17 protein-coding genes and 3 pseudogenes are annotated in these 18,540 nt (G+C 56.9%); 6 read left to right on the top strand and 14 right to left on the bottom strand.

Going from position 1 to position 18,540, the window contains the following annotated elements:
• The first annotated feature begins 38 nt into the window (after positions 1-38).
• Complete coding sequence (gene cysE / locus QTO30_RS06245; RefSeq protein WP_340423232.1) at positions 39-848, top strand: serine O-acetyltransferase; 810 nt, start codon at positions 39-41, stop codon at positions 846-848.
• A 52-nt stretch (positions 849-900) separates the two neighbouring features.
• Here the strand turns inward: cysE and QTO30_RS06240 are convergent.
• The 7 genes and pseudogenes from QTO30_RS06240 to QTO30_RS06210 form a co-directional block, all read right to left on the bottom strand.
• Positions 901-2,201 (bottom strand): annotated as a pseudogene (locus tag QTO30_RS06240) (pyruvate dehydrogenase complex dihydrolipoamide acetyltransferase).
• A 12-nt stretch (positions 2,202-2,213) separates the two neighbouring features.
• Positions 2,214-3,581 (bottom strand): pyruvate dehydrogenase complex E1 component subunit beta, encoded by a 1,368-nt coding sequence (locus tag QTO30_RS06235; RefSeq protein WP_340423230.1) that lies wholly within the window; start codon positions 3,579-3,581, stop codon positions 2,214-2,216.
• A gap of 3 nt (positions 3,582-3,584) precedes the next feature.
• A pseudogene (pdhA, locus tag QTO30_RS06230) lies at positions 3,585-4,587 on the bottom strand (pyruvate dehydrogenase (acetyl-transferring) E1 component subunit alpha).
• A gap of 144 nt (positions 4,588-4,731) precedes the next feature.
• Positions 4,732-5,031 (bottom strand): FtsB family cell division protein, encoded by a 300-nt coding sequence (locus tag QTO30_RS06225; protein WP_340423229.1) that lies wholly within the window; start codon positions 5,029-5,031, stop codon positions 4,732-4,734.
• A 110-nt stretch (positions 5,032-5,141) separates the two neighbouring features.
• A complete protein-coding gene (locus tag QTO30_RS06220) occupies positions 5,142-5,555 on the bottom strand; it encodes a hypothetical protein (RefSeq protein ID WP_340423228.1) in 414 nt (137 codons plus the stop codon).
• Positions 5,556-5,654: 99 nt separating this feature from the next.
• Positions 5,655-6,584: a class I fructose-bisphosphate aldolase gene (locus QTO30_RS06215; protein WP_340423226.1), complete on the bottom strand. Its 930-nt coding sequence runs from the start codon at positions 6,582-6,584 to the stop codon at positions 5,655-5,657.
• A gap of 103 nt (positions 6,585-6,687) precedes the next feature.
• Positions 6,688-7,863, bottom strand: coding sequence for a phosphoglycerate kinase (locus tag QTO30_RS06210; RefSeq protein WP_340423225.1), 1,176 nt, complete (start codon positions 7,861-7,863; stop codon positions 6,688-6,690).
• 130 nt (positions 7,864-7,993) lie between these two features.
• Here QTO30_RS06210 and QTO30_RS06205 point away from each other — a divergent pair, with 130 nt between their 5' ends.
• From QTO30_RS06205 to QTO30_RS06190, 4 genes are all read left to right on the top strand, one after another.
• A complete protein-coding gene (locus tag QTO30_RS06205) occupies positions 7,994-8,500 on the top strand; it encodes a peptidylprolyl isomerase (protein ID WP_340423224.1) in 507 nt (168 codons plus the stop codon).
• Entirely contained in the window at positions 8,493-9,038 is a 546-nt protein-coding gene (locus tag QTO30_RS06200) for a peptidylprolyl isomerase (RefSeq protein ID WP_340423223.1), read from the top strand. Before QTO30_RS06205 ends, QTO30_RS06200 begins: the two co-directional genes overlap by 8 nt.
• Positions 9,039-9,132: 94 nt before the next feature.
• The gene (locus tag QTO30_RS06195) at positions 9,133-10,098 is read left to right on the top strand and encodes a DUF3179 domain-containing protein (RefSeq protein ID WP_340423222.1); all 966 of its coding nucleotides are present in this window, start codon (positions 9,133-9,135) and stop codon (positions 10,096-10,098) included.
• Between the two features lie 102 nt (positions 10,099-10,200).
• Positions 10,201-11,100 carry a DMT family transporter gene (locus QTO30_RS06190; protein WP_340423220.1) on the top strand — a complete coding sequence of 300 codons (900 nt, stop codon included), beginning with the start codon at positions 10,201-10,203 and terminating at the stop codon, positions 11,098-11,100.
• On the opposite strand, the pseudogene QTO30_RS06185 reads toward QTO30_RS06190, so the two are convergent.
• The 4 genes and pseudogenes from QTO30_RS06185 to QTO30_RS06170 form a co-directional block, all read right to left on the bottom strand.
• Positions 11,075-12,491: pseudogene (locus QTO30_RS06185) on the bottom strand (protein adenylyltransferase SelO). The gene QTO30_RS06190 and the pseudogene QTO30_RS06185 sit on opposite strands and share 26 nt — an antisense overlap.
• A gap of 1 nt (position 12,492) precedes the next feature.
• The gene (locus QTO30_RS06180; protein ID WP_340423219.1) at positions 12,493-13,434 is read right to left on the bottom strand and encodes a nucleoside hydrolase; all 942 of its coding nucleotides are present in this window, start codon (positions 13,432-13,434) and stop codon (positions 12,493-12,495) included.
• Positions 13,435-13,494: 60 nt separating this feature from the next.
• A complete protein-coding gene (locus tag QTO30_RS06175) occupies positions 13,495-13,704 on the bottom strand; it encodes a hypothetical protein (protein ID WP_340423218.1) in 210 nt (69 codons plus the stop codon).
• Positions 13,701-14,855: an aromatic ring-hydroxylating oxygenase subunit alpha gene (locus QTO30_RS06170; protein WP_340423217.1), complete on the bottom strand. Its 1,155-nt coding sequence runs from the start codon at positions 14,853-14,855 to the stop codon at positions 13,701-13,703. Before QTO30_RS06170 ends, QTO30_RS06175 begins: the two co-directional genes overlap by 4 nt.
• Positions 14,856-15,185: 330 nt before the next feature.
• Here QTO30_RS06170 and QTO30_RS06165 point away from each other — a divergent pair, with 330 nt between their 5' ends.
• Positions 15,186-15,428 (top strand): hypothetical protein, encoded by a 243-nt coding sequence (locus QTO30_RS06165; protein WP_340423216.1) that lies wholly within the window; start codon positions 15,186-15,188, stop codon positions 15,426-15,428.
• Positions 15,429-15,559: 131 nt separating this feature from the next.
• Here the strand turns inward: QTO30_RS06165 and ilvN are convergent, their stop codons facing one another.
• From ilvN to QTO30_RS06150, 3 genes are all read right to left on the bottom strand, one after another.
• The gene (gene ilvN, locus QTO30_RS06160) at positions 15,560-16,126 is read right to left on the bottom strand and encodes an acetolactate synthase small subunit (protein ID WP_340423214.1); all 567 of its coding nucleotides are present in this window, start codon (positions 16,124-16,126) and stop codon (positions 15,560-15,562) included.
• A 64-nt stretch (positions 16,127-16,190) separates the two neighbouring features.
• A complete protein-coding gene (locus QTO30_RS06155; protein ID WP_340423212.1) occupies positions 16,191-16,403 on the bottom strand; it encodes a hypothetical protein in 213 nt (70 codons plus the stop codon).
• A 90-nt stretch (positions 16,404-16,493) separates the two neighbouring features.
• The gene (locus tag QTO30_RS06150) at positions 16,494-18,248 is read right to left on the bottom strand and encodes an acetolactate synthase 3 large subunit (protein ID WP_340423211.1); all 1,755 of its coding nucleotides are present in this window, start codon (positions 18,246-18,248) and stop codon (positions 16,494-16,496) included.
• Positions 18,249-18,540: the final 292 nt, after the last annotated feature.

Below are 18,540 nucleotides of genomic sequence, written 5' to 3'. Positions count from 1 at the left end.
CTATGAAAGAGGTCTGATAGACGCGAGAGGTGAACGCTATGGCGCAACCACAAGCAACATTGAGCGAGATTGATCCTGTCTGGCACCGTATCTGTGAAGAGGCGGAGGCGGCGATAGCGGATGAGCCTTTGATGGGCGGTCTGATCCACGCGGGTGTGCTGCACCATAAGTCATTCGAGGGCGCGCTCGCCTACCGGATTTCGATGAAACTCGCCTCGCCAGAGATGTCAGAGCAGATTTTGCGCGAAATTGCCGATCAGGCCTATGTCGCGGCGCCACAGTTGGTTGCAGCGGCACGTGCTGATTTGGTCGCGATCTATGACCGCGATCCCGCCTGCCACCGGTTTATGCAGCCTTTGATATTCTTCAAAGGGTTTCAGGCCGTGCAGGCGTATCGTCTGGCGCATTGGCTTTTGCAGAGTGATCGTCACGATCTGGCCTATTTTATCCAGATGCGCACCAGCGAGATGTTTGGCGTTGATATCCACCCGGCCGCCAAGATCGGGCAGGGGATCATGATTGACCATGCGCATTCCATCGTTGTGGGGGAAACGGCTGTGGTGGGCGACAATGTGTCCATGCTGCACTCAGTTACCTTGGGCGGCACCGGCAAGGAAGATGATGACCGTCATCCTAAGATTGGCGATGGCGTGTTGATCGGTGCTGGCGCGAAAGTGCTTGGCAACATCAAAGTCGGCCATTGCAGCCGGATTGCAGCTGGTTCTGTCGTGCTGGAAGAAGTGCCACCTATGAAAACCGTCGCAGGCGTGCCAGCCAAGATCGTGGGCGAAGCCGGGTGTTCGCAACCGTCGATCTCAATGGATCAGATTTTGAAGTCATCTAAATAGCAAAACGGCGATCCATCGCTGGGCCGCCGTTTTTCTTTGACTGAATGATCGCCTAGGCGAGCATCGTCATCGGGTTTTCAAGATTGTCCTTGATCGCATTGAGCAGGTTCGCACCCAAAGCGCCATCAATGACACGGTGATCGACAGACAATGTGGTGGACATCACCGTACCCACTGTCAGCTCTCCATCTTCACCGACGATTGGCTTCTTCGTACCGGCACCGACGGCAAGAATGGCCGCATGCGGTGGGTTGATGATCGCATCAAAGTTGTCGATGCCGAACATGCCAAGATTTGAGATTGCAAAGCTGCCGCCTACATATTCATGCGGGGCCAGTTTGCGGTCGCGCGCACGCGTGGCGAGGTCTTTCATCTCGGCTGAGAGGGCAGAGAGCGACTTCATTTCGGCGTCTTTGAGGACCGGTGTAAAGAGACCGCCTTCGATGGCCACGGCCACAGCGACGTCCGATTTTTCAAACTTCAGCGTGCGATCACCGGCCCAAACAGCATTGGCTTCGGGCTCTTGCTGCAGCGCAAGCGCACAGGCTTTGATGATAAAGTCATTGACGGACAGTTTCACGCCACGCGGCTCCAGCTGCTTATTGAGCTGGCTGCGGAACTTCAGCAGCGCATCCAATTGGATGTCGCGGCGCAGATAGAAATGCGGCACAGATTGCTTGGCCTCTGTCAGGCGGGCGGCAATTGTTTTGCGCATCCCATCCAACTGGACTTCTTCGAATGGACGATCTGCATACGTCTTGAGCACAACGTCCGTATCCGGACCTGCCGCCATCGCCGCAGGTGCAGGCGCGGCCTTGCTTGCAGGGGCTGCGGCCTTCGGTGTAGCAGTTGCATTCTCGACATCTGCTTTGACAATGCGACCGTGCGGGCCGGAACCCGCGATTGCTGTCAAATCAAGCCCCTTGTCCGCCGCAATCCGGCGCGCCAATGGCGTCGCAAAGATGCGTTCACCGTCCTTGGCTGGCGCGGCAGGTGCTGCGACAGGCTTATCGGCCGCTGGTGCGGCGGTCTGCGCGGGCTCTGCTGAAGACGGCGCGGCAGCGGCGGATGAACCGCTGGAAACAGCACCAATGTCATCCGCACTCTCACCATCCTCAAGCAAGACGGCGATCACATCATTGACCTTCACACCTTCGGTGCCTTCGGGCACGACAATCTTACCCATCACACCTTCATTGACGGCTTCGAATTCCATCGTGGCCTTATCCGTCTCAATCTCGGCCATGATGTCGCCAGAGGAGACCGTGTCGCCTTCTTTCACGTGCCATTTGGCCAATGTACCCTCTTCCATCGTGGGCGACAGGGCCTAAGCATCAGAATTTCTGTTGGCATTGCGCTGGCTCCTTAACGGTAGGTGACTTGTTTGCAGGCCGCGACGACTTCGTCGGCGGTCAGCAACGCATGTTTTTCAAGGTTGGCGGCATAGGGCATCGGCACATCTTTCCCTGTGCAGGTGATGACCGGCGCATCGAGGTAGTCAAACGCCTCCTGCATGATCACGCTGCTGATATAGCCACCGACGCTGCCTTGCGGCCATCCTTCTTCGACCGTCACACAGCGGTTCGTCTTGCGGACCGAGTTCAGGATCGTCGCCGTATCCATCGGACGCAAGGTCCGCAGGTTGATGACCTCGGCGTTGATTCCTTCTTCGGCAAGTTTCTCAGCCGCTTCCAATGCATAGGTCATGCCGATCCCAAAGCTGACGATGGTCACATCGTCGCCCGACCGCTCAATCTTGGCCTTCCCGAATGGAATGGTGAAATCATCCATGACCGGCACGTCGAATGATTTACCGTACATGATTTCGTTCTCAAGGAAGATCACCGGGTTGGGGTCGCGGATAGCGGTTTTCAGCAGGCCTTTGGCGTCAGCAGCCGAGTAGGGCATCGCAACCTTCAGGCCGGGGATTTGCATATACCACGCAGCATAATCCTGACTGTGCTGGGCACCCACACGTGCAGCGGCCCCGTTGGGACCACGGAACACCATAGGGGCACCCATCTGGCCACCGGACATATAGAGTGTCTTAGCGGCAGAGTTGATAATTTGATCAATGGCTTGCATGGCGAAGTTAAACGTCATGAATTCGACGATAGGCTTCAACCCACCAAAGGCCGCACCAACACCGATCCCGGCAAATCCGTGCTCTGTGATCGGCGTATCAATCACGCGCTTGGCGCCGAATTCGTCCAGCAAGCCTTGCGAGATTTTGTAGGCACCTTGGTACTCGGCGACTTCCTCACCCATGAGGAAAACATCCTCATCGCGGCGCATCTCTTCGGCCATCGCATCGCGCAGCGCTTCGCGCACAGTGGTTTGCTTAACCTCAACATCGGCGTCCCAATCCGGGGTTGCGTCGGCAACTCGGGCAGCAGGTGCGGCAGCTGCGGGCGCGGCAGCCGGGGCAGGTGCCTCTTCTACGGCGGCAGGGGCTGCGGCGGGTGCTGCACCAGCCTCTGGTACGTCTTCACCTTCTTCAACAAGGATCGCGATGACGTCGTTCACTTTCACACCTTCGGTGCCTTCAGCGATGACAATCTTGCCAACGATGCCTTCATCGACGGCTTCAAACTCCATCGTGGCTTTGTCGGTCTCAATCTCGGCCATGATGTCGCCGGATGAAACGGTGTCACCCTCTTTGACAAGCCATTTGGCCAAAGTGCCTTCTTCCATCGTGGGCGATAGGGCGGGCATCAGAATTTCGGTTGCCATGGCTTACGCCTCCACTTCTGCGTAAATATCTGTCCAAAGCTCGTCCAAAGCGGGCTCCGGGCTCTCTTTCGAGAACTCTGCCGCTTCATTCACGATGGCTTTGATTTCTTTGTCGATGGCCTTGAGGTCATCGTCCGTAGCATGTTTGCCCGTCAACAGCATATCGCGGATCTGTTCTATCGGGTCACGTTCATCGCGCATCTTCTGCACTTCTTCGCGGGTGCGATACTTGGCCGGGTCGGACATGGAATGGCCGCGGTAACGGTATGTTTTTACTTCCAGAATGTAGGGGCCTTTGCCTGCACGGCAATGCGCCACAGCGCGCTCGCCAAGCCTCTTTGACGGCCAACACGTTCATCCCATCGACTTCTTCACCCGGGATGCCATAGGCTGCGCCACGCTCCCAGAGGGACGGCGACTTGGTTGATCGTTTAACTGATGTCCCCATGGCGTATTGGTTGTTTTCAATCACGAATACGACGGGCAAGTCCCAAAGTTCAGCCATGTTGTAGGTCTCGTAAACCTGACCTTGGTTGGCAGCACCGTCACCAAAGTAGGTAAAGGTCACCCGATCGTTGCCTTTGTATTTGTCCGCAAAAGCCAGACCTGCACCCAACGGTACCTGCGCCGCCACAATCCCGTGACCCCCATAGAAATGCTTCTCTTTCGAGAACATATGCATGGAGCCGCCTTTGCCTTTGGAAAAGCCACCCTCGCGGCCCGTCAACTCGGCCATGATGCCCTTGGGGTCCATGCCGCAGGCCAACATGTGCCCATGGTCGCGGTAGGATGTGACGCGCTTGTCGCCTTCATCCGCTGCGGCTTCAAGGCCCACAACAACCGCTTCTTGTCCGATGTAAAGGTGGCAGAAACCACCAATCAGGCCCATGCCGTACAATTGGCCTGCCTTTTCTTCAAATCGCCGGATCAGCAGCATTTCACGGTAATGTCCCAGCAGTTCCTCGGCTGAGACGTTGGGTTTCGCGGCGGCCTTTTTGGGCGGCATATGCACTCCTCCAGCGTATTCGTATATAGTTTAGTATTAAACTATCTTCTAAACCATGCGCGCAAGAATTGCGAGAGTCAAAGTGACCCATCGTCAAGCTGAACCGGAATAGCTGCGTTGCGTGAGGCGACTAACAGGAGATGATCAACGGATGACGATTTCGTCTGCGCGGATCATGCCCAGGACATCGCGCGCCTGCTGATCAAGCAAGTCCAGATCAAGGAAGTTATCCGACAGGCGCGTGGTCAGATTTTCCATCCGCGCAACCTCTGTCTGCAAGGCAGCAAGCTCAATGGACAGCGCATCGCCTTCGGCTTTCACTTCGATCCGTTTGAATAGACCATAGTCCCCCTGCACCGCGGCGAACGTGAAATAGAGCCCCAGCATAATCATGCCAAGGAAATAGAACAAAGCGCCAAGCTGTGGACGGTTGCGTCTGATCATAGGTCTGCCTCAAGCGCCGCCTCTGACGGGCGACTGGAAAACAGAGTCGCACATCTGATTCGCAAAGGAATCCCCTAAATGCAATAAACCGGTCTGGTCTCGGCGATTTGCTAAACCGTCGTATCGCCACGCTGAATCGAGGTTTGGATACGGCTGGCCTTGCGCAAACGGTGCCGCCGCGCATAGACGAATCGACAGAAGCAGGCGGTCAGAAACGTCATCAGACCGGCATCAAGAACAATTGTGTCCCGCCAAAGGCATCCATCTTTCGTCGGTTGTACACTTAGGGTGTGATCCCAGCGTTTGATCCCTTTGTTATGCTCGCGGCTTTGAATAATGCGCGCGGCGTGATCAAGGCGTTCGACATGCATACAATGATCGCGGGTTTTCAGGACTTTGAACATCGTGACATCGACATAAAGCGTATCACCTTGCTGAACGGGGCGGTCGGGCAGACCTTCGTAGACGGCGAGCCCCTTCATCGCATCCTGCATCTCTGAAAAATCCAGCGCGTCATTGAACACGCTGTCAGCGTCGGCCGGATAGGCCGCTTCTACAGTAATGGTTTAGATCATTTCAGAAGGCTCTTATTTGATATGGGGTGGGCGCTATTGCACCCCCCGCTACGCCTTCCCGCGATAAATCTCAACCAGTTTGCCCAACATCGCCAGCGCATCCTCTCGATCACGCTGGAACGAGTTGCGCCCGATGATTGACCCGTTGCCGCCGCCATCACGGATCGCGCGGGCGTCGTCATAGACGGCATCGGCCCCTTTGGCTGCACCGCCCGAGAAAACCATCAAGCGACGCCCGTCAAAAGCGCTTTGCACACAGTGGCGCACGCGGGCGGCCTGGTCGGCGATGTCGATCCCTTGGGCCTCATAGACCTTTTTTGCCTCGGGCAGGCTCAGGTGATCGGTGCTTAGTTTGATCTTGATGATATGCGCACCCAGCAGCGCCGCGATCTGCGCGGCATAGGCCCCGATATCAATGGCAGTCTCGCCGTCCTTGTCGAGTGCTTCGCCGCGGGGGTAAGACCAGATGACGGTCGCGATACCTTTCGCAGCGGCCTCTTTGCGCATTTCTGCGATATCACCGAACATGTTTAGCGCTGCGGATGACCCTGGGTAGACGGTAAACCCAATCGCTGAACATCCAAGGCGCAGGGCGTCGTCCACCGATGCTGTGATGGCTTGGGTCTTGGGGGCGTCATTGGGGATCAGCGAATTGGCCGAATTGACCTTGAGGATTGTGGGAATCTGACCTGCAAAAGTGTCCGCGCCCGCTTCGATCATGCCAAGAGGGGCCGCATAGGCGTTCAATCCTGCATCAATCGCCAACAGATAGTGATAGTGCGGGTCGTATCCGGCAGGGTTAGGAGCGAATGAACGCGCGGGTCCATGTTCAAACCCTTGATCCACTGGCAGGATGATCATCTTGCCGGTTCCACCTAGTTTACCGTTCATCAGGATGCGCGCCAAGTTAGCCTTTACGCCTGGATTTTCGCCCTCATAGTTGGCAAGGATTTTCTGAACGATGCGGGTGGTTTTCATGATCTGGTCCCTTTTGGCTGAGCAGCGTAACGCGACCGATAGGGTGCGCCGCACCGGGTTGCAAATATGTTAGCGCAACCGGGCGGGATGTTATCGCAAACAACTAGCCAAGGGCGGCAACGCCTGGCAGTTCCTTGCCTTCCATCCACTCAAGAAAAGCGCCACCGGCGGTCGAGATGTAGGTGAAATCATCCGCCGCCCCTGCTTGATTGAGTGCCGCGACCGTATCACCACCACCGGCGACGGAAACGAGTTTGCCCGCTTTTGACAAAGCCGCCGCCTGTGTTGCCGCAGCGTTCGTTGCGGCATCGAAAGGTTCAATTTCGAACGCGCCCAGCGGACCGTTCCAAACCAACGTTTTGGCGTTTTCCAGTACACCACTGATGTAGGCCACCGTCGCAGGTCCGGCATCAAGGATCATGGCATCCGCCGGGCAGGCGTCGGGTGCAACGGTTTCATTTGCCGCCCCTGCTTTGAATTCACGCGCCACAACGATGTCACGGGGCAGGATAACCTCGCATCCCGCGGCCTCGGCCTTGCCCAAAATCTCACGGGCGGTATCGGCTAAATCATGCTCGCAAAGCGATTTGCCCACGTCGATACCTTGTGCGGCCAGAAATGTGTTTGCCATGCCGCCGCCAATGATCAGGTGATCAACCTTGCCCACGAGATTGCCCAGCAAATCCAGCTTGGTCGACACCTTGGCCCCGCCGACAACCGCAACAACCGGGCGCTCAGGCGTTCCCAGCGCTTTCTCAAGCGCGCCCAGTTCCTCTGCCATCAGCCGTCCCGCACAGGCGGGCAGCAGGCGGGCAATTGCCTCGGTGCTGGCGTGCGCGCGATGCGCGGCAGAGAAGGCGTCATTCACATAGATATCACCCAGGCCAGTCAGTCGTTTGGCGAAACCTTCATCGTTCTTTTCTTCACCGGGATTGAAGCGCAGGTTTTCGAGCAGCAATACCTCGTCGCCCTCCATTTCAGCGACAGCATCGCCATAGTCTGCATTCACCCAGGTCACTGGCAAACCCAACACATCGGCCACAGCCGGTGCAATATGCTCCAGCGACATCTCTGGCACAACCTGACCCTTTGGGCGACCAAAATGCGCCATCAGGATGACCTTGCCGCCTTTCTCTTGAATATCGTCGACGGTGGGAATAATCCGCTCAATTCGCGTGGTGTCGGTGACCATGCCATCCTCGACAGGCACGTTGATGTCCACCCGCACCAAGGCGCGTTTGCCTGCAAAATCCATATCGTCGAGTGTTTTCCAAGCCATCGGTCTGCTCCCATTGGTGTGAATTCAGGAGGGTGTTGCGGCAATCCGGCGCCCGCGTCAACCAGACTGGCTTGGCAATTGCGCCAATGGGCCATATGTCAGGTGCAAACACAGACACAAGGAGTGCCCCATGGCCGACATCAAAGACCCCGAAAACACCATCATCATGACGCTCAAAGATGGCGACGTCACCATCGAGCTGCTGCCCGACGTGGCCCCCGCGCATGTGGCACGCATGAAAGAGCTGGCGCGCGCAGGCAAATACGACAACGTTTGTTTTCACCGGGTGATTGACGGTTTCATGGCGCAGACGGGTGATGTGGCCAACGGCAATATGGAAGAGAATTTCAACCTTGGTAGCGCGGGCACAGGCGGGTCCGATATGCCGGATCTGCCAGCAGAATTCTCAAAGATCCCCCACGCGCGTGGCTCTATTGGTGCCGCACGCTCGCAGAACCCGAACTCGGCCAACAGCCAGTTCTTTATCAACTTCAAGGACAATGACTTTCTGAACGGGCAATACACCGTCTATGGTCAGGTCGTATCCGGCATGGAGCATGTCGACGCGATCATGCGTGGCGAGCCGCCAATGAACCCTGACCGTATGATCAGTGTGAAAGTCGCCGCAGATGTATAAGGCCGCTGCAATTCTGGCTGTCTTGGCCACCCCTGCACTGAGTGACGGGCTTGAGATTGATCTTGCCGGTGAGGCCAATGGCACCATCGTCATTGATCTTTTCGAAGAGACCGCCCCCCTGCACACAGCCCAAATCACAGCCATCGCTGCGGCGGGCAGCTATGATGGCGTTGTCTTTCACCGTGTGATCGATGGCTTCATGGCCCAGACCGGCGATGTGCAAAACGGCCTGATGGGCATGGATTTGTCCCGCGCCTACACTGGCGGGTCAGAGTTTGCGGACATCCCCGCCGAATTCTCGGACATCCCATTCGAGCGTGGTGTTGTCGGCATGGCGCGTGCGCAAAGCCCGGATTCGGCCAATAGCCAATTCTTTATTATGTTTGAGCCCGGATACTTCCTGAACGGCCAATATACGGTTGTGGGTGAAGTCACCGAAGGCATGGAATTGGTCGACCAGATCAAACGGGGCACCGGCGCCAACGGGGCCGTCATCGGTCAGCCTGACATGATGGCGGCGGTCCGCGTTACCGAATAACAGAATACGCTTAAGCCCCCTCACATATGCGCGAGGGGGCTAGGCGGATGCTGCGTGATCGGACACTCTCTTGCGAAATATCAAGGAGAGACCGATGCGCCTGATCCCTACAATCGCTGCCTTTTGCACAGCCGCCAGCATGTCTGTGGCGGGGCCGGAATTCTGGTCCTTCGAATGGCCGAACACCGATTTTGAAACAACAACGGTGGACAACTGGGTCGAGATTATGTCCGGCGGGCCGCCCAAGGATGGCATTCCGGCCATTGATGGCCCAACTTTTGTGCCCGTTGCTGACAAACCCAACTTGGAAGCACGCGAACCCGTCATCACGCTTGAAATCGCAGGTGAAGTACCGCGCGCCTATCCCATCCGCTATCTGACGTGGCATGAGATCGTGAATGATGAGGTGGGGGGCATTCCTGTCGCTGTGACGTTCTGTCCGCTCTGCAATTCGGGCATCACTTTTGACCGGCGCGTGGCACAGGGCACTCTGAGTTTCGGGGTCTCAGGCAAGTTGCGCAATTCTGACATGATCATGTATGACCGCGAAACCGAAAGCTGGTGGCAGCAGGCGATCGGCGAGGCGATTGTCGGTGAGCTGACCGGCACCGAGCTGGTCAGCCTGCCCAGTTGGATGGAAAGCTGGGAGGCGTTCTCAACCCGCAATCCGGACGGCTTGGTGATGGAACAACCTGCATTCCGGCGCAACTACGGGTCCAACCCCTATGTGCGCTATGACAGCTCCAACCGTCCATTTCTTTACTCTGGTGAAATGCCACCGCATGACATCCCCGCCTTGGCGCGGGTTGTGCGTGTGGGTGATCGGGCGTGGCCATTGACCCGATTGTCCGAAGAAGAGCTGTTGACCGAAGCCGGGGTGAGTTTCACATGGACAGAAGGGCAGGCTTCGGCACTGGATTCCGCGAATATCGGGGCTGGCAAAGAGGTCGGCAATGTCCGGGTGCGCGATGCCGATGGCAACGATCTACCCCATGATGTGATGTTTGCGTTCGCTTTTCATGCATTCTGGCCAGACGGCGAATGGATGATTGGCAAGTGAGCTTTCACGCTTACGGTAACTCTCACCTGTCTGCGGGAATCTGACGTGAAAAACGCGGGGGTTTCGCTTGACACTGTGACCGGGTCAGCATGATCTGCACGAATGGAAAAGAAGTCTCAGATTGATCTGTTTGGCGCCGTGGCGCTGACCGGTTTCGCGCTTTTGCTCGCCTTTAATCAAGTCGTTATCAAAGTCACCAATGGTGGTTTACAGCCGGTGTTCTTTGCCGGGCTGCGTTCGGCCGGTGCCATCCTTTGTATTTGGCTTTGGCTGCGCTGGCGCGGCATTCCGTTGCGGTTTGAGAAAGGGACCCGGCTGGCAGGCTTCGCCATGGGCGGGATTTTTGCGTTTGAATTTCTGTGCCTCTTCGTGGCGCTTGATTTGACGGCGGTCAGCCGGGCGAGTGTGATCTTTTATTCCATGCCCGTGTGGCTGGCGATTATGGCGCACTTTGTGATGCCTGATGACCGGGTGACACCGATCAAGGCATTGGGGCTCGGGTTGGCATTGACGGGTGTCGCCCTCGCGATCTTGACGCGTGATGACGGGGAGGGCAGTCTCTGGGGCGATTTGGCGGCCCTTGGTGCTGCTGTGGGCTGGGCGCTTACGGCGCTGTTGGCGAAGGCATCATCGCTTGCGCGGGTCCGTCCGGAAATTCAGTTGATGTGGCAGGTGGGCGTATCGGCGCCCATTCTGCTGATTGCAGCCTTGTTTTTTGGGCCGCTGATACGTGATCTTGCACCGATCCATGTGGCCGGGCTACTATTTCAGATCGTTGTGGTCGTCAGTGCCGGTTTCATCTTTTGGCTGTGGCTGTTGTCGATCTATCCGGCCTCTGGCGTAGCCTCGTTCAGCTTTTTGTCGCCGGTTCTGGCGGTTGGTCTGGGATGGCTTCTGCTGGGCGAAGAGATCGGTCCCAGCCTGATTGCCGCGCTGGTCCTTGTGGCCCTTGGCATTTTGTTGATCAATCGACCGCTTAAGTCCCGCAAAACGTCCGCGTGACCTGTTCGTCTTTGCTGGGTGCGCGGGCGAATGGGGCGGTTGCATCTGTCAGCGGGGCGTAGGGCTGCGTTACGGCGTCCAGCAAGGCCTGAAACGGCGCATAGTCGCCATTGCGCCCGGCGCTGATCACCTCTTCGACGCGATGATTGCGGGGAATGATCTGGGGGTTGGCCCGTGCCATGATTATGGCGGCCTCATCTGATTTGCGCAGATGCCAGCGCGCAGCCCATGCATCAAATGCATCGCGATTGAGGAATTGGTCGCGCGCAGCTGGCGTATTCAGATTGGCGAAGGTGTTGGTGAAATCCGCGCCATCCTTTGTCATCAGATCTAAGAGATCAGTAATCAGCGCGCGATCATCGTCACTTGGGTTCGCAAGTCCAAGCTTCGCACCAAAGACCTTGAGCCACTCCCTCTCATAAATTCCAGGCATGCGATGCACAGCGGCGGTGAAATCTTCAATTGCAGCGTCACGGTCGGGCATCAGCGGGACCAATGCTGTGGCGAATTGCGCCATATTCCACGCCCCGATCCCGGGTTGGTTGGAATAGGCGTAGCGCCCAAACTGGTCGATGGCGCTGAACACGCTGTCAGGATGGAACCCGTCGATGAATGCACACGGCCCATAGTCGATGGTCTCACCCGCGATAGACACATTGTCCGTGTTCATCACCCCATGAATAAAGCCCAGTCCCATCCATTTCGCGATCAGTGCGGCGTAGCGTGCGATCACCAGATCAAGCAGTTCGGCTGGGCCGTTCGCCCCGGGATAGTGGCGCGCAATGACGTGGTCGGTTAAGGCGTGCAGCGCTGTCATATCACCACGGCTGGCAAAGAACTGGAAGGTGCCCACACGGATATGGCTTTGCGCAACGCGCGCGATAACAGCACCTGGTAGCACCTCTTCGCGATGGACATCCTCACCGGTTGTCACAGCCGCTAGTGCGCGAGTTGTCGGCACGCCCATCGCGTGCATCGCCTCGCTGACCAGATACTCGCGCATCACCGGACCCAGCCATGCGCGGCCATCGCCACGTCGGGAGTATGGGGTCGGGCCAGAGCCCTTGAGTTGGATATCCCGGCGGATACCGTCCGTGCCGATCACCTCACCCAGGAGGACGGCGCGGCCGTCACCCAATTGCGGGTTCCAGTTGCCGAACTGATGGCCCGCATAGACCTGCGACAGAGGGGCGGCTCCATCTGGGATGTGATTGCCCGCAAAGACCTGTGCCGCCTCTGACGTTTCCAACGCGGCCGGATCAATCCCAAGGATCGCCGCCAGATCCGCATTCGCCGCAATCATCTGCGGCGTTTTCACGGGCGTTGGCAGCTGCGCTGTGTACATCTGCGCCAAGCAGTTGCGCATAGGTGTTGTCGAAGGGGATCTGCATCTTAGAGCCGCGCCAATCGTGCCGCCAGCAGCGCATAAAAGCCTGAGGCGTCGATGTCCTTCATGAACATCGCATTGGCCGGACGGTCAGTGACGCGCCACCAGTCGGCGACGGTCATGCCAAGGGTCAGTTCCGCCTCTGTTTCGATTTCGACGTTGATGTGGCGGCCTTCAAACAGTTGTGGTTCGATCAGATATGCAATGGTGCAGGGGTCGTGCAGGGGTGCGCCTTCAGAGCCGTATTTTTCCATATCGAAGCGTTCAAAGAAGTCGGTCCAAGCGGCAACCATATCGCCCACCTTCGTGTGCATCGAACGGAAGGCATCAATTCGGTTGCGTGTGGTCAGTGCCTTATGTGTGACATCCAGCGGCATGACGACCAAGGGTGCACCTGCGCCGAAGACTATCTTGGCGGCTTCGGGGTCGACATAGATGTTGAACTCTGCCGTTGGGGTGATGTTGCCGACCTCAAAATAGGCACCACCCATCAGGACGATTTCTTGGATGCGTTCAATGATGTCAGGGGCGCGTTCAAAGGCGACCGCGATATTGGTCAGCGGGCCGATGGGGCAAAGGGTGACCGTACCCTTTGGCTCATTGCGCAGCGTCTCAATGATGAAATCCACTGCGTGCTGTTCTTGCAGTGGCATCGTCGGATCGGCCATCTGCGGGCCATCCAGCCCGGTTTTGCCGTGCACATGTTCGGCTGTCACCAGCTTGCGCTGCATCGGTGCGTCGCAACCTGCGAAGACCCTTGTTTCCGGCTTGCTAACCAGTTCACACACAATGCGCGCGTTCTTTTCCGTCAGCGGCAGCGGTACATTGCCTGCAACGGCCGTAATCCCCAGCACATCAATATCCTCGGGTGAGGCGAGGGCGAGCAGGATCGCGACCGCGTCGTCCTGGCCGGGGTCTGTGTCGATGATGATCTTGCGGGGGTCCATGCTGTCGTCCTGTATTTGCTTAACCCTAAGTTGGGCCGAAGGACGGGCAGGGGCAAGGGGTCAGACGCGCCCTTCTGCTTTCAAGCGCAGATAAAGACGCTCCGAGGCGGGGTCACCCACCTCAAGCGCAAAGATGTATGCATGGGTGAGATAGAAACAGGCAGCATCCACATCGTCCGTCCAATCGGCGGCCTCGGTATAAAGTGCGACAAGGCCATGCCTGTCGTCACGCGCATGTGCATCCAGTAGCCGGTCTTGGAGTGATCTCATGGTGCGTTGAGATGTGTCGCGATCTTGCCTGCCACCCAGTCGTGAAAGCAATGGGTGGGGCCATCCATCGCCGGGCTGAAACGACCACCGTCGAAGTTGGGGGCGTAGCGGCCTTTTTGCATGCCTTCGACAACAAAGACGTCCTCTTCGAAAATGCCGCGCCATTGCACCGTGTTCTTGGTGCGCAGCGCATCATCTGTCTGTGGGGCAGCATAGTAGAGGTGCACATGTTCGCGGGTTTGATCAAGGCTGACAGGCTCAAGCACAATCACAAAGGTATGGTCGCGCTGCACACCCAGCAGGACGTTGGGGTAGACGGTGAGGTATTCGCCACCTTCGGTCCATTTGTCATCAAGGTCTGCGAAATCAGGAAAGATCGCGCCATCGTCTCCGGTTAACTGGCGATAGACCAAGGTGCCCTGACCCGAAAATTTGTCTTTCTCGTCGATGTTATAGTGGTCTTCCAGCCGAGAATAGCTGTTCAGCCCCGGGTGAATCCACGGCAGGTGATAGCTTTCGCAGTAGTTTTCGACCGCAAGTTTCCAGTTGGTTTTCACATCCAATATGAATGTGCTGTCGGCACCGCCGTGATACATCGGTTGGTCAAAATCAGCCCAACGGGCCATCAGATCGGCATTCACCTCTTCGAAGGGGGCGGCGTTGCCGTCAATGTTGATGAACACCGTATCAAACCAGATATGGCTGCGCACCTCGATCAGACCCAGCAGGGATTTGTCGATCGCGTCATGGGTGTTGTGACCGGGGCCGCCGACATGGGGCGTGCTGACCAGCTTGCCTTCGGTGGAATAGCACCATGAGTGATAAGGGCAGCGGATCGCGCCCTCGATCTTTTTGGGCTCTGAGACAAGGATCATGCCGCGATGACGGCAGATGTTCTGAAAGACGCGGACCTGCCCCTGACGGTCACGCACCAGCAGCAAGGGCATGCCAAGGAACTCGATCGGTTTGGCATCGCCCGGTTCGGGCACATCTGAGGCCACAGCCAGCCCAGCCCAATTGGCGCAAAGCACAGCTTGTTTTTCAACGGCGAACACATTCGGGTCAATGTAGTGCGCATTGGACAATCCGTTGGCCGTTTCAATCGGCTGACGCACTGCATCAAGGGTCTGGGGGGCAATGTCTTTGGCCATGATCTGGATCCTTTCGCTGATCAAATCATAGCATATGCGCGTATTGCCATTGCGGCCCGCCCGCGACGGCGGCTTTTCTCACAGCGACATCAAAAACGGGCGATGGGCCATTGTTTGCCACTTGAACAGCGGGGGCTCGGCCCACATTTGCCAGTCAGGGCAAAGGCCCGATTTCTCAGCGTGCTTTTGCGCATCATATTCAAAGAATTTGGCGCAAGAACGCCGCAATTATTCTCTTTTGGGTGATGGTATGGAAAGGTTGGGAAAGGGCGTCCAATTGTTTCGGCGAAGGCAACAATGTCTTCTTCATGTCCTAATAGGAGAAAGAAAATGACAGGTACACTTAAGCTGATCGCACCAATTGCTGTACTCACCGCGCTGGCTGTTCCCAGCTTTGCTCAAGACGCCGCGATCGATATCAACGGCGATGGCATGTACAGCTATCCTGAGGTTCAGGCCGTAATGCCCGAAATGACGGAAGAGGATTTCACCGTCCTTGATACATCTGGCGATGGCCTGTTGGATGCGGACGAGATCGCTGTTGCGACAGAAGCTGGCCTGCTGCCAGCCTAGTAAGTGGCGCGTGGCCCGGACCAGCCTCTGATCAGGGCCACCCACTGCGTCCCTCGCGTCACGCCCCAATCGGGCGCGGGGGATTGCGTAAAGGTACGCCCGGAACCTCCCCCGGACGTGCCTTTTGAGGATCAGGCGACAGCACCGCGCGACAGGGCCGCAACGCCGGTGCGCGCAATCTCTTCCAAACCCAAGGGCTGCATGAGTTCTGCGAAAGCGTCAATTTTTTCAGGCGTGCCTGTAATCTCAAAGACAAATGATTCCAAGGTGCTATCGACCACACTTGCCCTAAAAATATCGGCCAGACGGATCGCCTCGATCCGGTCGTTTCCTGTGCCAGTGACTTTGAACAGCGCCAGTTCGCGTTCCACCGATGGCCCTTCGACGGTCAAATCATTGACCTTATGCACATCAACGATCCGGCCCAGTTGTGCCTTGATCTGAACGATGATCTGGGGTGTGCCCGAGGTCACGATGGTGATGCGGCTGCGATGACCGAGGTGGTCAACCTCAGCCACGGTCAGGCTGTCGATGTTATAACCACGGCCAGCAAACAGGCCGATCACACGGGATAGAACGCCGGGTTCGTTTTCGACGAGAACGGCAAGCGTGTGGCGTTCTTCTTTGTCTGAAAACGTTGGCCTTAGGTCATAGGCAGAGTGGCTGGTCGCGCCTTTTTTGATTTTGAGCGGTGACATGTGATGTCCTCTTGGTATTTAGCGTCCGGCTTGTTGCTAAAGCCTTGATCGCGTGTTGTTTTGCTTAACTGAATGGGTCCTCTTGCACCGTTTCCTGTCGTTGAAACACAAGTAGGAATACTAGTACCAGCAAGACGACAGGCCCGTTCAGGAACAAGTAGAAATAGAAGGGGTGGCCTAAAACGTACTCAATCTCCCAACCATCTGGGGTGATGCCGTCCAGCGCCGCAGCAGCCAAAAGAGCAATGGCAGCTGCGATGGCACGGCGCTTTGACATGGTTTCAACTACTTTTGACATCGAGAATGCAAAGAGCAGTTGAAAGACCAACGTCCGTATTGTGGCCAAGATGATGAATTGCGTGAGCACTTACACCATCACCGCGCCGTCAGATTTGATCGCATTCGCCGTGTCCGCGTTTTCGCCCAACAGCATCTCATTGTGCGGTTTGCCGGAGGGGATCATCGGGAAACAGTTTTCGTGCTTTTCCACCAGACAATCGAACAGCACCGGACCGTCGTGGTTGATCATCTCCATGATCGCATCGTCCAGATCATCGGGATTGTCGCAGATGATGCCCTTTGCCCCGAACGCCTCGGCCAGTTTCACGAAGTCAGGCAGCGATTCCGACCAGCTGGATGAATACCGCTCGCCATGCAGCAGTTCTTGCCATTGGCGCACCATGCCCAGCCGTTCGTTGTTCAGGATGAACTGTTTGACCGGCAGGCCGTATTGCATCGCCGTGCCCATTTCCTGCATGTTCATCAGCCATGAGGCCTCACCGGCCACGTTGATCACCAACGCCTCCGGATGGCCCATCTGCACACCGATTGAGGCGGGGAAGCCATAACCCATCGTGCCCAGACCACCGGAGGTCATCCAGCGGTTGGGGTCTTCAAAGCCTAGGTATTGCGCGGCCCACATCTGGTGCTGGCCGACCTCGGTGCAGATGTAGCGGTCGTGCTTCTTGGTCAGCTCTTCCAGCCGGGCCAATGCGTACTGCGGTTTGATCACTTTGCCCTTCTGTTCAAACGCCAGACAATCGACCTTTTTCCAGTCATTGATCTGGTGCCACCACTTCTGCACATTCTCTTTATCGGTCTTGCGTCCACGTGATTTCCAGACCTTTAACAGGTCTTCCAAAACATGGGCCACGTCACCCAGGATCGGAATATCAACCTTGATCACCTTGTTGATCGAGGACGCGTCGATATCGATATGTGCCTTGGTCGATCCGGGGCTGAAGGCGTCCAAACGGCCCGTGATCCGGTCGTCAAAGCGCGCGCCGATGTTGATCATCAGATCGCAGTCATGCATCGCCATGTTCGCCTCATAGAGGCCATGCATACCCAACATGCCGATCCAATTGTCGCCGGACGCGGGGTAGCAGCCCAGGCCCATCAGCGTGGATGTGATCGGGAAACCAGTGGCTGCAACCAGTTCGCGCAGCAGCTGCGATGCTGCGGGACCAGAGTTGATGACGCCGCCGCCTGTGTAGAAGAGGGGCCGCTTGGCCGTTTCCATGGCCGCCGCCAGTTCGGTGATCATCTCCATGTCACCTTTGACTTGCGGGTTGTAGTGGGTCTCAACTTGCCGCGCCTCGGTGTAGATGCCGGTGGCGAATTGCACATCCTTGGGAATATCGATCACAACGGGGCCGGGGCGGCCAGATGTGGCGATATGGAACGCCTCATGTAGGGTAGGGGCCAGACGATCCGTCTCTTTCACCAGCCAGTTGTGCTTGGTACAGGGGCGGGTGATGCCAACGGTGTCGCATTCCTGAAACGCGTCAGAGCCGATCATGAAGGTCGGCACCTGTCCGGTCAGCACAACAATCGGAATGCTGTCCATCAAGGCATCGGTTAAACCTGTCACGGCGTTCGTGGCACCGGGGCCAGAGGTGACCAAAGCGACACCGGGTTTGCCGGTGGAGCGCGCATAGCCTTCAGCAGCGTGCACCGCCCCTTGTTCGTGACGCACCAGCACGTGCTTGATGCTGTTTTGCTGAAAAATCTCGTCATAAATCGGAAGGACAGCACCACCGGGGTATCCAAAGACTGTGTCCACGCCCTGATCTATCAGAGCCTGAACCACCATTTTTGCGCCCGTCATGGCTTTTGTCATCTGTCTCGCGTCCTTCGCGTATCTGGTTTCATCAGTCACAAAAAAACCCCCGAGACTGTCGGGGGCGCATGGGATCGTTATGGTCTTACCGTTACCGGCCCATGCGCGTGTTTCTCACAATTAGTACGACCTGTGTCATGTTGGTTCCTTTGCTTGGCGCGACATTAATGTGGCGGGAAAGGGGGGTCAACAGTGATCGCGGAGAAAATGTCGTCATTGGGCGATTTTTGGTAACTTTCTTTCGGCGAGTTTGTCGGCGCCTAAACAAAGATGCGCCGAAATCGTTGTGACA

This window comes from Yoonia sp. GPGPB17 (assembly GCF_037892195.1).
Lineage (GTDB): Bacteria > Pseudomonadota > Alphaproteobacteria > Rhodobacterales > Rhodobacteraceae > Yoonia.
This window is presented reverse-complemented; position numbering and strand designations above follow the sequence as displayed.

Bases quoted from the DNA above. Each gene is read 5' to 3' on its own strand.
- QTO30_RS06155 (WP_340423212.1), bottom strand. From the start codon at position 16,403: ATGTCAAAGCGCCGTGCCATCGCAGCTGCCATTGCTCTTTTGGCTGCT.
- ilvN (WP_340423214.1), bottom strand. From the start codon at position 16,126: ATGTCACCGCTCAAAATCAAAAAAGGCGCGACCAGCCACTCTGCCTAT.
- QTO30_RS06165 (WP_340423216.1), top strand. From the start codon at position 15,186: ATGACAGGTACACTTAAGCTGATCGCACCAATTGCTGTACTCACCGCG.
- QTO30_RS06150 (WP_340423211.1), bottom strand. From the start codon at position 18,248: ATGACAAAAGCCATGACGGGCGCAAAAATGGTGGTTCAGGCTCTGATA.
- QTO30_RS06235 (WP_340423230.1), bottom strand. From the start codon at position 3,581: ATGGCAACCGAAATTCTGATGCCCGCCCTATCGCCCACGATGGAAGAA.
- QTO30_RS06180 (WP_340423219.1), bottom strand. From the start codon at position 13,434: ATGGACCCCCGCAAGATCATCATCGACACAGACCCCGGCCAGGACGAC.
- QTO30_RS06205 (WP_340423224.1), top strand. From the start codon at position 7,994: ATGGCCGACATCAAAGACCCCGAAAACACCATCATCATGACGCTCAAA.
- QTO30_RS06215 (WP_340423226.1), bottom strand. From the start codon at position 6,584: ATGAAAACCACCCGCATCGTTCAGAAAATCCTTGCCAACTATGAGGGC.
- QTO30_RS06225 (WP_340423229.1), bottom strand. From the start codon at position 5,031: ATGATCAGACGCAACCGTCCACAGCTTGGCGCTTTGTTCTATTTCCTT.
- QTO30_RS06170 (WP_340423217.1), bottom strand. From the start codon at position 14,855: ATGGCCAAAGACATTGCCCCCCAGACCCTTGATGCAGTGCGTCAGCCG.
- QTO30_RS06200 (WP_340423223.1), top strand. From the start codon at position 8,493: ATGTATAAGGCCGCTGCAATTCTGGCTGTCTTGGCCACCCCTGCACTG.
- QTO30_RS06195 (WP_340423222.1), top strand. From the start codon at position 9,133: ATGCGCCTGATCCCTACAATCGCTGCCTTTTGCACAGCCGCCAGCATG.
- QTO30_RS06210 (WP_340423225.1), bottom strand. From the start codon at position 7,863: ATGGCTTGGAAAACACTCGACGATATGGATTTTGCAGGCAAACGCGCC.
- QTO30_RS06190 (WP_340423220.1), top strand. From the start codon at position 10,201: ATGGAAAAGAAGTCTCAGATTGATCTGTTTGGCGCCGTGGCGCTGACC.
- cysE (WP_340423232.1), top strand. From the start codon at position 39: ATGGCGCAACCACAAGCAACATTGAGCGAGATTGATCCTGTCTGGCAC.
- QTO30_RS06175 (WP_340423218.1), bottom strand. From the start codon at position 13,704: ATGAGATCACTCCAAGACCGGCTACTGGATGCACATGCGCGTGACGAC.